The sequence below is a fragment of the Bdellovibrio sp. SKB1291214 genome, assembly GCF_002209355.2.
GTDB lineage: Bacteria > Bdellovibrionota > Bdellovibrionia > Bdellovibrionales > Bdellovibrionaceae > Bdellovibrio.
Genome location: NZ_CP106855.1, coordinates 3,323,811 through 3,338,067 on the forward strand (window position 1 = coordinate 3,323,811; position 14,257 = coordinate 3,338,067).

Here is a 14,257-nt window from a genome sequence, read left to right on the forward strand (position 1 = left end):
GGCTTTGCTATACTAATCAGGCCGAGGACGACCTTGGCGTCTATGAGAAAATAAATTCCGTCGTAATTCCTTATTACTAACTTGCTCTGACAAAGTCAGAGTCTAGACATCTCGGGACCTTTTGGATCCCTGGACGGATATTTAAATATGCAAAATCAAATATTTCAGATCACGGCTCATCATTTGGGCTTTGAGTTCAGCAATGGGCTGCGCTTGTTTTCATCTTTAAACTTTAGCGTTGGTTCCGGCCGTTATGGGTTGGTGGGTCCCAATGGAATCGGGAAATCAACATTAGCAAAAATTCTGTCAGGTGAAACACCTGCGACGGAAGGGGAGATTCATACCAGTCACACAGTCACGTACTTGCGACAAATGGAAGATCGCCCCGAACAAACTGTTGGGGAATTTCTGGTGGATATCTGGGAATCTTCGCAGATGGATGCTGTCACTCAAGAAACATTATTAGGAGATATTCCTTTTGATCGCTCCTTGAAATTATTAAGTGGAGGCGAGTGGACTCGCGTGCGCATTGCGAAGGCCTTGGCAGGAAATTCTGGGTTATTAATTTTGGATGAGCCTACGAATAACTTGGACCGATCCGCAAAGCAAAGAATCACTGAATTCGTTGAAAGCTTTAAGGGCAATCTTTTGATCATCAGCCATGATCGGGAATTGTTAGAGCGAATGGATTCCATTCTGGAAATGTCGAATCAGGGAATGCGCTCCTATGGTGGACCTTATTCTTTTTATGAGGAGCAACGAGATCGGGAGATAGAACAAGAACATTCAGTGCTGGATCAGTTACGCCGGGAGAAAAAGAAAACGGAGCGGGATCTTCACAGTAAACTGGAGGCCCAGGAAAAACGCATGCGTCGAGGCCAAGCTCAGGCCGACAAAGGTGGAATTCCAAGAATTATCGTTGGTGGGTTGAAACGAGCAGCACAAGTTACGATGGGAACGATCAACGCGAACGAATCCCAACGTGCCGAGCACGCCAGTGCTGACTTTCAATCGCACTATCAAGGTATGAGAACGCAGACGACATTGCGCCTTAAAGAATTGGGTGCAAAAGTTCCTTCCGAGAAATTGATTTTCAATTTAGAAAACTTCAATTTCAAATTCGCAGGTGGGGAGCATTGGCTTTGGCCCGAGAATCTTACTTTGCATATGAAGGGACCAGAGCGCTGGGCTTTGACGGGCAAGAATGGAGCGGGCAAAACCACCCTGATTCAGCTCCTGTTAAGCAAGGGCGAAAATCCGCAAGGAGAAATTCGCGGCGAGATGAAAGTGGGTTCTTTAAAAACCAGTTTGATCGATCAGGAATATAGCATTCTTGATTCAAGCAAAACTGTTTTAGAGAACATCATGGATGTCAGCAGCAAAGGCTCTGAATGGATTCGCAATGAACTGGCCGCTTTTCAATTCTTTGCCGACCGAGTCCATCAAAAGGCGGAATCCCTGAGTGGCGGAGAGAAGTTGAAACTTTGCTTGGCCAAGGTTTTCTTATCGGATATTGCCCCAGAACTGTTGATATTGGATGAACCCACGAACAACTTGGATTTGCAAAGCTTAGAGGTTTTGGAGGACGTTTTAACCGGCTATCAAGGTGCCTTGTTGGTGGTCTCCCATGACTCGGTTTTCTTGGAGAATATTCAAACTAAGGAGGTCTGCCTTTTGCAATCTTAGCCAGGAATATGTTGTCACGTTGGCTCACTTACATTTCTTTTGCCTGTTTTGGCATACTTAGCCTGGTTGTTCTGCAAATGAATCAACGGCCTCTTTGTATCGAATCCAAGGTTGTCGAGAAAATCGACAGAACTGCGGGTCGCCAAGAGGACGTGGTTTATCGATGCGCAGTTAACAAGGCTGTTCGCTATAGCACTTACTTTGGGCAAAATATTAAAGATTTAAATCTGCGTGTGGGCGGAACTGAAAGGCTTTTGGAAAGTATCGAGCCTTTCTTGCAGAAGGTACAGATCGTTATTTTGGCCGATCACCCCAATATGTTCCGTATTAAAGGTCATGTGATCTATATCGGTCAAAATTTAGTCGAAGCTCCAGGCCATCTGGAAAAGGCTTTAGCTAAGATCTGGTATCGAGAAAGAAATGAAACCCTATTCGTCCAGCAAGAGTTGATGGAAGAAGTCGCAACAGATTTCTTGGTCTATTTGCAAACAGGTGACCTAGATATCGGCGATCCAGGCACTCATGTAAAAACGGCTCTGCTGCCAGTGAGATGGCCTTACGTAATCAAGTCACCGGAGGCTTATTGTGACTCTCCATGGAAGCAATCAGAGGACTACGAAATCTGTGCTCGTAATCAGAATTTGTCATCTATAGCTCCTGAAGTTTTAGAGATGAGTCTTCGACCATTGTTGTTAAATAGCTGGGTGCGTGCTTATAAGTCGTTGTCAGTGGGCGAGCGCTATCAGTTCACGCGCAAGATGGCGCTTATGATTCGTGGCGAATACAATCCGGTATTATCGGTAGCGGGTGATTCGACGGCGTCCGCGTTAATGCGAGCGTCGGCAACTCTTAAAAATTTCAATCAGTATATCGCTTCTTCGGATTTAACGAAGACTTCAAATACCTACCGTTTATTCGCGGCTGGTTTTGCCAACGAGCTGCGCGCGCACGGTTACGAAAAAGCTTTTGCCGAAGCAAGCTTTGATGTTCTGTACGTCAGCAATCAAAAACTAGATTCTAATAATAAAGCGTTTCAGGAATTTATGAAGATCGCAAAAGAGCAACCGCAGACCCAAATTGCAGTTCGTGGCCAAGATAATTTGTGGATGCTTCCCTCTAAATTTCCCATTCCGATTAAGACATTTGGTCAAATCAAAGCCAACAGAACGATCGTCGAAAAATGCGGGGGCTACAGCTTTAGCTATGTGATGGATCACTCTGACAGCACTGAAAAGCTTTTGGTCGTTGAACACTGTGAACCCAAAGCTGAAGTTCACTATAAAGAGTATTTAAAGTCGGGAGCGGAAGGATTCGCTTTGGAAAATAAAGGTATGTCCTTTGTTCAGTTTCATTTGCCATCGTTGCTGATGAAACGTGAACAATTGGCTTCGGTTTTAAATGTCCAAGACTTTATTAAAAAACGTGACGTCGAAAACCCATCGTTCAGAAGTTTGGGATGGCAAGAGGTTCGCTTCAATCAAACTGCGAATGCTTATCAGCCCAAAGCCTATGTCGACGCTATCGAGTGGTTTAGATTTTAGGAGATATTATGATTAAAATCCTGGTTGCATCAGTTATAACAATTCTTGTGATTCCGATGTTTGCCTTAGCAAAAACAGGGGAGCTGATTTCGGGAGCTACAGTAGCTGTAACATCAGCGCCAACATTCCTTACGGCTAAGACAGCAGCTGATAATGCTATTGAAAAAATGATCGTAGAGGCAAAAGACGATGCTGCTGTATTTGTTGCAACTCAAGGGCAAGTTCGTGGAGTCTATTTGCAGAGAGCTTTGGACCATATTCGTAAGAGCAACCCAAGGCTTATAGCTTCAGATTTACAACTTGCAGAGCGAATCATCGCTCATTAAAGAAAAAGGGGCTTAAAGCCCCTTTTTAATTTCTACAGTCCGGCCATTTCGAGGCGGAATTCAGCGATTGTTTTTCCAGTTTGATCTAACTCCGACTCCAGGTTTCTTTTCTCGGTTTCAGCTCTGTCGACGTCCTGTCGGGCTCGAGTCAACTCCCAATCAAGATTCTGTAGTTCCGTATTCAATCGACCCACTTCAGAAAGATTATTAGTGGATTGAGCGAAAGATTTTTGGCTTTCCAAAAGATTGCGACGGTTTTGAACTCCCATGAAGTTCATACGTGTTGTCACAACTTGAGTATTCTTATTGGAAATAGCAAGTTGTAAGTCACGTTGGCGGTTTTCAAGATTCTTGATTTGTGCTTCGACGTATTTCAAACGGCCTTTTTTATATTCAGGCAAAAATTTCGTTTCTAAATCGGCGGGGCAAAGATTTTTGTACTTCTTGCCAGAGGAACCTGCATTAAAACCATTTGCTTTAGAGCAGTAGTCACGAAGGCCTTTGTTGTAATCGGAGACCAGGGACTTCAGTGTTGGAGTATCGCAAAGATCTTTGGAAAACGGATCACCGGATTTGCCAACCAGATAAGTGTTAGTACCCGTGCAGTATTTTTGACGACCACTTTTGAAACCAAGGTCCGCTTGGGATTCGCTGATCTCTGCTTCTTCTTTGCGGCAGGACAAAAGCTTTGCATCCGAGGAAAGCCACTCGCCACGCAAAGCCACTTCTTCACCATATTTAAACCAGTTCGTGGATTCGCATTCTTTTTTAAGCTGGCTTGCGCAACCTACGAATGAAATCGATAACAACGCACTCGTGATTAGTTTTTTCATAGTTATCCTATAAGGCTCTTGAGTTCTTGTTCGTATTGATGCTGATTCTCCATGGCTTCTAGCATCTGACTTTCAAGGTCTTCAATTTGGCCGCTAATATCGTGAAGTTCTTTAGCTGTGGTTGCACTGTTTTGAGCAGAGCCTGTTGCCAAGGCCTCGTTCAAGCTGTCGCGCTTAACGGCTAGTATGTTGATCTTTTTATCAGAGTCTTCGATCAACTTCTGAGCTTTCTTAATCAAGCCTTCAATGCGTTTACGTTCTTCTTTGTAGTTAAACTTAGAAGGTTCGTCTGATGCAGTCGCAGTTGCAGCTCTTTTCGCATCGGCATCAAATACACGCTCTGAAAGGAACCCTTTTTGAAGACTCCACACATACTCATCATAAGTCCCTGGATAAAGTGTCAGTTTTCCGTGATTTACTTCTAAAATTTTATTTGCAACACGCCCGATGAAACCACGGTCATGGCTTACTGTAACGATGGTGCCTTCGTATTTTTCCAGCGCACCCGTCAGCGCCTCAACAGTGTCAAAGTCCAAGTGATTCGTCGGCTCATCCAGAAGTAGTAAAGGGGACTTCTGCAAAAGGATCTGTCCCAACGCCACGCGGGATTTTTCGCCGCCCGATAGGACCTTTACTTTCTTATGAACAGCATCCCCGCTGAAAAGTAAACTTCCCGCGATATTTAAAACATCTTGTTGAGTTACTTCTTTATGGGCGAGCGCTGCCATTGCTTCAATAACGGTATGTTCAGGATTCAAAGCTTCAGGGGTGTGTTGTGCAAAGTACGACAAGCTGACTTGGTGACCCCATTTAATGGAGCCCTTCACCAAAGGAATTTGCTCGCCCAAAGATTTTAGCAATGTGGATTTGCCGGCACCGTTCAGACCCACGATACCTAAATGGTTTCCGCGTTCCAAACGAACTGTCACGTCTTTCAAAATAACTTTGTCGCCGTAACCGCAATCCGCATTTTCAACTTCGAGGATTACTTTTCCAGTGGGACTGGCTGGCGGAATATGAATGTGCGAGTGAGTCGGGGCTGCCTTGATTTCGATGGTCTCCATCTTCTCAAGAGCCTTCAGGCGAGATTGTGCTTGTTTGGCTTTCGTAGCTTTCGCGCCGAAGCGGGTTACGAAATCCATGATCGATTTTTTCTTGGCAGCTTGGCTGAGAGCTTGTTTTTGCAAAAGCTCAGCAAGCATGGCTTTTTGTTCAAAATAGTCGTCCAAATTTCCGGCAAACTTAACAATGTCACCGCCTTCAACTTCTAAAATATGATCTGTTACGCGACGAAGGAATTCGCGGTCATGGGAGATCAACAGGAAAGCACCTTTGTATTCTTGAAGAAAGCTTTCAAGCACAAGCAACGTTTCTAGATCCAAAAAGTTCGTCGGCTCATCCAGCAGAAGTAAGTTCGGCTCTTGGCCGATCAGATAAAGCAACTTCACGCGCATGCGGAAGCCCCCGCTCAGCTCTTTCAAATGAGATTGAAAATGGCGTTCAGTCAAACCAAGCTTCAAACCAAATTGCTTCAACTCCCAAAGGGGAGTGATGCAGTTCTTATCCAGATACTCTTCAACTTTTTCAGAGATATTCCAGTCGGATTCCTGTTCAAGGTAGCCAAGGCGCAGTTGCTGAGACTTGGTCACAATTCCTTGATCTAAGTGTTCTTGGTCCACCAGGATTTTAAAAAGCGTGGTCTTACCTGCACCATTCGGCCCAATAACTCCCACGTGTTCCCCTTCATTGATAGCGAATGTCGCCTGATCAAAAAGAACCTTAGCCCCATAGGCCTTATGCCCATCCTGTAACTGCAATAACGTAATACCCATACCCCAAAAGGTAACAGTTCCCTTTTTGTAGTGCTAGCTGTCATGCATGGTGTTCAGGTTTTTTACAGGCATGAATTTACTTTAGGAGCAGGTTTTTGAAGGAAGAGCTGTGCTATATTGGGTGGCTATGAGCGAAGGTAAAATCCTAGTATCAGCCTGCTTAATCGGCAAACCGTGCCGCTATGACGGAAAACATCAGCTGCGCGAGGAAGTCACCGTCCTCCACGAGGAGGGGATGACCATTGTCGTGTGCCCTGAAGAAATGGGAGGCCTTTCCACTCCACGTACACCTGCTGAACGCATCGGTGACAAAGTCATAGACAAAAACGGCAAGGATGTAACGGCAGAGTACAAATGCGGTGCCCAAAAAGCTTTGGAAATTGCGCTAAAATTTGGCGTGAAAGAAGCCATGTTAAAATCCAAATCCCCCATGTGCGGCTGCGGTCGAATCTATGACGGCACGTACAGCGGCAAAACCATCGAAGGCAACGGCGTGCTTGCCGAAATGCTAGTCGCCAACGGCATCGAAGTCGAAGCTATCGACTGAGGTAACAGTTCCCTTTTTTAGGATTTTCACTCTGAAGCTTCCATATTTGACAACCAAATATATCTCTCCATCAAGGACCGAGGCTGTGTCTACTGCGCACAAGTGATTACATTTGGAATCATTTTGATGACCAGTTCCTCTTGGCTACGCAAGAATATCCTGCAATAGCTTTTTTATTGATTTTGAAATGGATGGCCGAGCAGACTTATTTCTTCGACCCATTTTCGGTGGGCTTAAAGAGAAAATAAAAAAACCCGGGTGAGAGCCCGGGATTTTTGTCCATACCTTTTACTTACCTATTCCTCAAAAAGGGAACTGTTACCTATTCCTTAGTTACCTATTCCTATTTCTTTTTCTTTTTGTTGTTTTTGTGGGATTCGGCGCGTTTTTCTTTTACGCGATTTTTTTCGTCGACGAATATTGCTTTTGGTTGGAAAGTCTTTGCTTCTTCCATGGACATGCCCACGTAAGAGCAAATGATAACTAGGTCGCCTTTTTGAACATGGCGAGCAGCTGCGCCGTTAAGGCAGATATCGCCTTTTTCACCCAAGATGACGTATGTCGAAAAACGAGCACCGTTGTTGCAGTTATAGATATCTACGCGTTCGTTCATTAGCAATCCAGAAGCTTTGATCAAATCTGGGCAAATACTGATCGAGCCTTCATAGCTCAAATCAGATTCGGTGACGGTCGCGCGGTGAATTTTTGTTCTAAGCAATGATACATTCATAAAAACCTCTAAGCGTTGTGCTGAAGTGCGATCAGCATACCTTTTAAAACTAAGTCCGGGATAATAACGTCGAATACTTTTTCTTTTTCAAATAAAGCAGAGAATCCACCAGTTCCAATGATGAAGGGCTTTTCATCTTGGAAACATTCGCGAGTAATGCGAGCGATGATCTCTTTCATCGTGCCTAAATGACCGTAGTATAAACCAGATTGAATGCTTTCAATAGTAGTACGGCCTAAAGCCTCGTGCATGGATTGGATTTCAACGGAGGGAAGCTTTGCAGTTTTGCTCTCTAAGGCCTCCATACACAAGCGCATACCGGCTACGATGGAGCCACCTAGATAGTCCTTCTCTTTAGAAACTGCACAGAATGTCGTCGCCGTCCCTAAATCTACGATAATTAGATTTTTGTTCGCATATAGGTGAGTGCCCGCAATGGAGTTCGCAATGCGGTCCGCGCCGACTTCCAAGGGATTGCGGTATTTTACCCGCAACCCTGTTTTTACACCCGCTTGCAAGATGAAGGGATTGATATTGAAATACTTCATGCAAGCACCGCGCAGGGAGTGATTCACCTCGGGTACAACAGAGCAGATCGCAATCTGTTTTACATGTGCAGGGTCGTATCCGTTTTCGCGAATTGCCGTGCGCAAGAAAATCCCGGTTTCATCCGAAGAAGCACCCGATTTAGAATTTTTACGGAAAGACATTACCATTTTGTCTTTATCAAAGAGGCCTGCAAAGATTTGGGTATTCCCAACATCTAGACACAAAATCATACGGAGTCCTTTGGCAACATAACACGGATCAACTCGCTTGTGAGCTGATCCAGGCTCTCGCAAGACACAAAGCTTTGATGGTTATAAAGCGTGAACTTGTGAGTGCGGTTTACAATATCAATATCGGTCAAATCATTATGAACAACGAAATCCGCATGGGAGGCTTTGAATAGCTTTTCCACGGCGGCTTTCTTTTGTTCGTCCGTCGCATGGCTGGTCAGTTTAAAAGCCACGACTTTGACGTTTTTATTTTTAGAATAATCTTTCAATCGATCCACTATCTTGTGATTGCGTTTCAAATGAACATTCATGCTTTCAGAATCAGAGCTGACTTTCTTAACTTCTAAGGGACGGTATTTTTTGCCATCCACTTCGATGGAATCCACCGAATAGTCGCTAACCGCCGCCGCGTGAATCACATGGGTAAATTCATTTTCTGAAAGATATTTTTTAAGCTGAGTATCCAAAGAAGCAAAGCTTGTGAAGTAATCACGGTGAGAGACATGCTCAGCCTTTGCTGTGCCGTGGGCTTGAATCAAAGTCACATCAAAACCCATTTGGCTCATGTATTCAGCCAAGGAAATACCCGTGCGACCAGAGCTCAAATTCGTAATTGTACGGACTGTATCGATCGGCTCTTGCGTGCCACCCGCGGTGATCAAAACTTTGATTTTAGAAAGTTCTGATGAACGCTGAGCTACTGCCACAGCAGATGCTTCTGCCATCGGAGCTGCTTTATGAAGATGAGCCAACGTGATTTTCAAAATCTCGTCGGGATCAAGAAGCTTGCCATAACCATCTTCCCCACAAGCCAAAATTCCAGATGCAGAATCCAAAATTTCAATGCCATAGGATTTTAAAGCCGAGATGGATTTTTGAGTCACGGGATGAAGATACATAGAAGTATTCATCGCAGGCGCCAACAAGAAAGGCTTTTTAAAATCGTGAGCCAAGAACAAAGTCGAAACCAGATCGTCGCCAATACCTTGCGCAGCTTTATTAATAAAGTTCGCAGTGGCAGGCGCCACCAGAATCAAATTCGCCCAACGCATCAGATGGATATGATCCATCACGTTGCCTTGAGTGTACATATCGCTGACAACAGGTTTGCCAGTGAGGCCTTCCAGAGTTGCATTGCCAACAAATTTTAAAGCCGCCGGAGTCATCACAACTTGAACTTCGCAACCCGCTTGCACCAGACGCGAAACCACATGACATGCTTTGTAGCATGCAATGGAGCCCGTCATCATGAAAAGGACTTTAGATTTGGACATTATCAATTAACCTTACAGCGCCCAAACGAGCCGCCACAAAACGGCGCCCGTGAACGTCTGTCACATAATCCACAGCAAATCCAGCCGCTGTCAGAGCTTTCGCTGCTTCTTCAGAAGTTTTCGCTGTGGTGATAGTTTTATAAATAATTGGAGCTTTCTGGCGATCTTCCGGAGTTAACAAAAGATTGCGAGAACTCTTAGCGAGGCCATCGTTTTCTCGGACGGTCGCAACGGGTACGATCTCTACATCCATAAAAAATGCATCCACCATTCCCTTGATCAAAGTGAGCTGTTGGAAATCCTTTTCACCAAAATAGGCCTTATCAGGAGCGACCACATTGAAAAGCTTCATCACAACTGATAACACTCCATCAAAGTGACCCGGGCGGTGAGCGCCATCCAATAATTGGGAATAACTATTTTCAGAAACTTTATAGCGGTACTCATCTGGGTACATATCTGGATAGCGCGGATAAAAGATCGCATCGACTTTGTTAGTCTCAGCGATTTTCAAATCCTGATCCCACGTCAGAGGATACTTTTCGAAATCTTTAGGATCGTTGAACTGAGTGGGATTCACAAAAATAGAAAGAACCACAACTTGGTTTTCACGACGTGCATTTTTCAAAAGCTCTTCGTGGCCTGAATGCAGAGCACCCATGGTCGGTACGAAACCAACATTGCCTGTCTGATTTTTTCTCCACGCTTTGAATTCAGCAGGAGTACGCAGAACTTGAACCATTATGAATAGCTCTCTTTCTCTGAGGGGAAATCAACTCCTTCCACTTCAGAGTGGTAAGTGTTGAATGCTTCTTTAAGCGCTTCAAAGCCATTGAAATAAGTTTTAACGAATTTAGGTTTAAACCCAGGATTCATACCTAACAGGTCTTGCAAGACCAAAACTTGGCCGTCAGTATCTGAACCGGCGCCGATACCAATCGTCGGGACATCCAAGGAATGGGTAATTTCAGCGGCCAATTTAGAAGGCACGCACTCAAGCACTATGCAGAAAGCACCTGCTTCCTGTAGACGTAAAGCTTGCTCGCGAATTTTCGCTTGGGCTTTATCATCACGGCCTTGGACTTTAAAACCGCCCAGTTGATTTACGGATTGGGGAGTTAAACCCAAGTGACCCATGATAGGAACGCCGGAATCGACCAAATGGCGAACGATTTTGTAAGTGTATTCATCGCCACCCTCAAGTTTCAAAGCGTGCGCACCAGCTTGCATGATTTTCTCTGCGGCATTCATCACGGCCGTCAAACCTTTACGGTTCGACATAAATGGAAAGTCAGCAGTTATAAATTTCTTAGTTCCTGCGCCACGAGCCACAGCTGCCGTGTGTAAAGCCATCATCTCGACAGTCGCAGGCAGAGTTGTCGGAAAACCGTGCATGGTGTTTGCCAATGAGTCACCAATCAAAATACAGTCGATATTGCTTTCCGCTACGATCTGAGCAAAAGAATAATCATAACAAGTGATCATAGAGATCTTCTGCTTTTTATTTTTTTTATCTTGGAAGTCTAAAATTGATTTCATAGCGAAGCCTCACTTTCGAGGGTACTCAGGCCAATAAGTTTCAAGAAATGCTTTGTAGATATTCACTGCCGGATCGTTTTCCAGGGCTTTCAAATTTGCAGCGACCGTCTCTGCATCTTTGCGAACAAGGGGACCCGTTAAAGCGGCTTCAGGATTTGCAAAAGTATTTTCCACAACTTTTTGCACGTACAGATGAGCTGCTTCTGTGGGAACTTTCATAGTTGCAAAGCCGGAAAGCATTCTGGCGATCAACAAAGTCACAAAATTTCCACCCATCACGCAGTATGAATGATAAAGCGCTTTCTGTGCGGAAGGGAGCCAGGAATAAGAATTTGTGAGACCCGGCAAAGCCTCGTCCAGAGTGGAGACGCCCGTTAATGTGAAGTGGATCTTTTTATAAAAATCCAAATCATAAAGTTCGTTTCCAAAGGTCATCAGCGGGTGAGCTGAAACCATACCATCGAAGGAGTGAGCGCCCGAAAAATGCACAACTACTTTATCGTCATGGCCCAAAAGGTGCTGACGATAAAATCCCTGCAATGAACTGTCGCTGATCGCCAGCAAGACATGAGTCGCTGCGGCGATTTTAACGCGCAATGCATGAGGGTCTTGAGATCGATCCCAAGTCTGAAAATTAATGTTTAATAGATGAAAATAGTGTGCAAAGTGGCGGGCGACACGGCCAGAGCCAATTAAAAGGAATGAGATAGATGAATTCGTCTTCGTCGCCATATATTTGTAGGTACCTGTCTTATTAGGATCGGGTCCTCTGTAATGTTCGCAAAGTAGCACAATTTTAACAGAATACAACGAGCCTTGCCATGATGGGTCGAGGGTGATAGGCCCATAGTCCTATGAAGCATTTGTATTGGATTGGCGCCGTCGCCATTATCGCTCTAGGTCTGTATTTCACCCTGACTTTTTCGGTGGGCCCTGAAACGACGCCTAAAATCGCCTTTACACAGGTCTCGACACCTGAGGATATGGGTAAAGAAATCCTCTCAAAGTTGCACCAAGAGATCAAAGACGCACCTATTGCAGTATTAGGAGTTACTCCTAACAAAATTGAAGACATGGAACTATGGAAGGGCTTTATTGAAGCCAATCAAGAAGTGGGCATGAAATACGATGTCATCATCGTGGAGCCCATGCTTCCTTACGTCGAACTTTTCCGTGAGGGTGTTTACATTGCAATGAAAGATGAAATGTCACGCCTGGTGGAGGGAGTTAATAAAGCCCGCTCTGAAGGACTGCGTGTGGCTTTGATCGTTCCACATATTTATGCTTCGCAGCTGCTGGAGTCGAATCCTGTTGCGAAATTAAAGTCTGATTATAAATTGGACGTCACAAGTTTCACTGTCAGCACTTTTCCAGTGACTCGCGATCAAGAGCAATCATTTGAACCAAAGTGCATCGACAGTGGTGAAGTGGATCCTGCTGGCACGGCTAAGTTTGGATGTGCGATTCGAAATGCAGCTCGCAGAACGTATCGTAAAAAATTGGAACCTAACAAATATTCTTCATTGGCGGAACAAGTGGGTCCAAAAGATTTTATCATATTATTTAATAGAAACTAAAAGGGAGTCTTCGTGAAAAAATTTATCGCAGCGATGATCATGTTCGTAGTGCCTGCAATGGTACAGGCGAGCAATATTTTCGAGGGTACTTACGAAAATAAAAACCGCACGGCAGAAGTCGATCTTATCGAATTCGACGGTTCAGTGACAATGAACACAACAAGCTTTTACGGCAACGGGGCTGCTGTGAACTGGTTCTTTGATTTCAAAATGCCAAAGGATCGCGAAGTAAAGGTAGGCGAGACGGTAAAAGGTCGCGTTCGCAGTATCGATGGTCTTTACGGCTGCGTGTTTGACGAAAAAGCTGAAATGAAGATGGAAGCAAACGGCGTTGTTAAGGTTCGTTTTCCTCTTTTGACTTATCACTTTGAAACTCGATCTGTGAACGAAAGAATCGGTACTGGTTACCGTCGTTACGTTGACTGGAATGGTTGGGGTTGGATCGAGCGTGGATACCACTTCCCGATCGAACGCTACAGAATCATTTCTCAAGAATGCGTTGTTACTCAACGTAACATGACGGTGAATGTTCTTTACCCGCTATTCGATGGCAATCAGCCATCTCCAGTTCCTGTTCCTTAATCGCTTAAGCGGGCATAAACCTTGTAAGCTCCCCAGTGGATTTAAACTTTGGGAGCTTAAAATGAAGAGAATGGTTTTGCCCGTTATCGGTGCCCTTTTTTGCTTACAATTTATGGCAGGCTGTCTAGAGACTAAACAGGGCGGTTCTAACGTCAGAGTTATGAACGGCCGTAGTAACGCTGCCAAGGCAAAGAAAGCCAAAATTGCTGCCCAAGAAGCCGCTATCAAAGAAATGGCCTTCAATTTTAAAGATGACGATGGTTATCGCATCTACATCGATCCCATCCTCGCAAATATGACAGCTCAAGATAAAGAGGCCTTGGGCCTCGTGAATCTTATTAAAGCCCGCAGCTGGAAAACGATGTCATTGGCGAATAAATCCGTACCGAACGAAGTTTATTATGCATTGAAAGCTGGCGAAGCAGCACCAGATCGTTGGCTAACGTGGGTATCCCCCTCTTATGTTTATATTGATCAACCAGCTTATGAAGCTTATCTGACGGAAGACAACGCCAAAATCCTTTTGAATGTGATGATGACGACTTTGCGCTTGGAAACGAAAGGCCTTTTAAAAGGCTTTGAATCCTCAGCCGCGGAGGATGAAACTGAAAAAGGTGAAGTGGTCGTGGGTGAAGGTAAAAACGATACCAAAGGTATCGTGACTGCGATGAAAAACCGCAAGCCATTGCCAAGAAACGTTTGCGAAAACAACCCCGAGCTTGCTGGTGCGCCAGAGTGCCGTGGCGTGAAGGCTGATACTGTTGAAGCGAAGCGCTCGAAGCTTTTGACGGACCAAGATAAAAAGAACATCTCCGAAGCTGTGAAATATCTGATGGAATCGGGCCGAAGCGCTAAGATCTCGGATATCAAGGCCAAGCTTCAATCTCTGGAAATTATCAAATAATTCATCACAGGGGTGTCAGAATATTTGCACCTCGATGCCTATTTAGGGCGCTCTAGGTACTCTATGCGCCCGTTCCTCTATTAGCTTCTATTCAATGCGTTTCTATG

15 protein-coding genes are annotated in these 14,257 nt (G+C 44.7%); 7 read left to right on the top strand and 8 right to left on the bottom strand.

Features of this window, described 5'->3' with window-relative positions:
* Positions 1-147: 147 nt before the first annotated feature.
* From B9G69_RS16380 to B9G69_RS16390, 3 genes are all read left to right on the top strand, one after another.
* Positions 148-1,686, top strand: a complete 1,539-nt coding sequence (locus tag B9G69_RS16380) for an ABC-F family ATP-binding cassette domain-containing protein (protein WP_088615755.1) — start codon at positions 148-150, stop codon at positions 1,684-1,686.
* A 77-nt stretch (positions 1,687-1,763) separates the two neighbouring features.
* Positions 1,764-3,227: a hypothetical protein gene (locus B9G69_RS16385; protein WP_088617197.1), complete on the top strand. Its 1,464-nt coding sequence runs from the start codon at positions 1,764-1,766 to the stop codon at positions 3,225-3,227.
* An 8-nt stretch (positions 3,228-3,235) separates the two neighbouring features.
* Entirely contained in the window at positions 3,236-3,553 is a 318-nt protein-coding gene (locus B9G69_RS16390; RefSeq protein ID WP_088615754.1) for a DUF2388 domain-containing protein, read from the top strand.
* Positions 3,554-3,585: 32 nt separating this feature from the next.
* On the opposite strand, the gene B9G69_RS16395 is transcribed toward B9G69_RS16390, so the two are convergent.
* Together B9G69_RS16395 and B9G69_RS16400 are read right to left on the bottom strand one after the other, a co-directional pair.
* On the bottom strand, positions 3,586-4,386 hold the full coding sequence (locus B9G69_RS16395; RefSeq protein ID WP_265437845.1) for a DUF2799 domain-containing protein: 801 nt from the start codon (positions 4,384-4,386) through the stop codon (positions 3,586-3,588).
* A 2-nt stretch (positions 4,387-4,388) separates the two neighbouring features.
* On the bottom strand, positions 4,389-6,218 hold the full coding sequence (locus tag B9G69_RS16400) for an ABC-F family ATP-binding cassette domain-containing protein (RefSeq protein WP_088615752.1): 1,830 nt from the start codon (positions 6,216-6,218) through the stop codon (positions 4,389-4,391).
* A 127-nt stretch (positions 6,219-6,345) separates the two neighbouring features.
* Here B9G69_RS16400 and B9G69_RS16405 point away from each other — a divergent pair, with 127 nt between their 5' ends.
* Entirely contained in the window at positions 6,346-6,765 is a 420-nt protein-coding gene (locus B9G69_RS16405; protein WP_265437846.1) for a DUF523 domain-containing protein, read from the top strand.
* Between the two features lie 343 nt (positions 6,766-7,108).
* Here the strand turns inward: B9G69_RS16405 and panD are convergent, their stop codons facing one another.
* From panD to B9G69_RS16435, 6 genes are read right to left on the bottom strand one after another with little or no spacing between them, the layout of a single operon-like run.
* Positions 7,109-7,495, bottom strand: coding sequence for an aspartate 1-decarboxylase (gene panD / locus B9G69_RS16410; RefSeq protein WP_088615750.1), 387 nt, complete (start codon positions 7,493-7,495; stop codon positions 7,109-7,111).
* Between the two features lie 8 nt (positions 7,496-7,503).
* On the bottom strand, positions 7,504-8,274 hold the full coding sequence (locus B9G69_RS16415; protein ID WP_088615749.1) for a type III pantothenate kinase: 771 nt from the start codon (positions 8,272-8,274) through the stop codon (positions 7,504-7,506).
* Positions 8,271-9,548, bottom strand: a complete 1,278-nt coding sequence (gene coaBC, locus B9G69_RS16420) for a bifunctional phosphopantothenoylcysteine decarboxylase/phosphopantothenate--cysteine ligase CoaBC (RefSeq protein WP_088615748.1) — start codon at positions 9,546-9,548, stop codon at positions 8,271-8,273. Before coaBC ends, B9G69_RS16415 begins: the two co-directional genes overlap by 4 nt.
* The gene (gene panC, locus B9G69_RS16425) at positions 9,535-10,290 is read right to left on the bottom strand and encodes a pantoate--beta-alanine ligase (protein WP_088615747.1); all 756 of its coding nucleotides are present in this window, start codon (positions 10,288-10,290) and stop codon (positions 9,535-9,537) included. Before panC ends, coaBC begins: the two co-directional genes overlap by 14 nt.
* Positions 10,290-11,087 (bottom strand): 3-methyl-2-oxobutanoate hydroxymethyltransferase, encoded by a 798-nt coding sequence (gene panB / locus B9G69_RS16430; protein ID WP_088615746.1) that lies wholly within the window; start codon positions 11,085-11,087, stop codon positions 10,290-10,292. Before panB ends, panC begins: the two co-directional genes overlap by 1 nt.
* A 9-nt stretch (positions 11,088-11,096) precedes the next feature.
* Positions 11,097-11,819, bottom strand: coding sequence for a DUF2520 domain-containing protein (locus tag B9G69_RS16435; protein ID WP_088615745.1), 723 nt, complete (start codon positions 11,817-11,819; stop codon positions 11,097-11,099).
* Positions 11,820-11,941: 122 nt separating this feature from the next.
* Here B9G69_RS16435 and B9G69_RS16440 point away from each other — a divergent pair, with 122 nt between their 5' ends.
* The 3 genes from B9G69_RS16440 (at position 11,942) to B9G69_RS16450 (ending at position 14,150) form a co-directional block, all read left to right on the top strand.
* Positions 11,942-12,664 carry a hypothetical protein gene (locus tag B9G69_RS16440; RefSeq protein WP_088615744.1) on the top strand — a complete coding sequence of 241 codons (723 nt, stop codon included), beginning with the start codon at positions 11,942-11,944 and terminating at the stop codon, positions 12,662-12,664.
* 12 nt (positions 12,665-12,676) lie between these two features.
* Positions 12,677-13,246 (top strand): hypothetical protein, encoded by a 570-nt coding sequence (locus tag B9G69_RS16445; RefSeq protein WP_254916901.1) that lies wholly within the window; start codon positions 12,677-12,679, stop codon positions 13,244-13,246.
* Between the two features lie 61 nt (positions 13,247-13,307).
* The gene (locus B9G69_RS16450) at positions 13,308-14,150 is read left to right on the top strand and encodes a hypothetical protein (RefSeq protein ID WP_088615743.1); all 843 of its coding nucleotides are present in this window, start codon (positions 13,308-13,310) and stop codon (positions 14,148-14,150) included.
* The last annotated feature ends 107 nt before the right edge of the window (positions 14,151-14,257 follow it).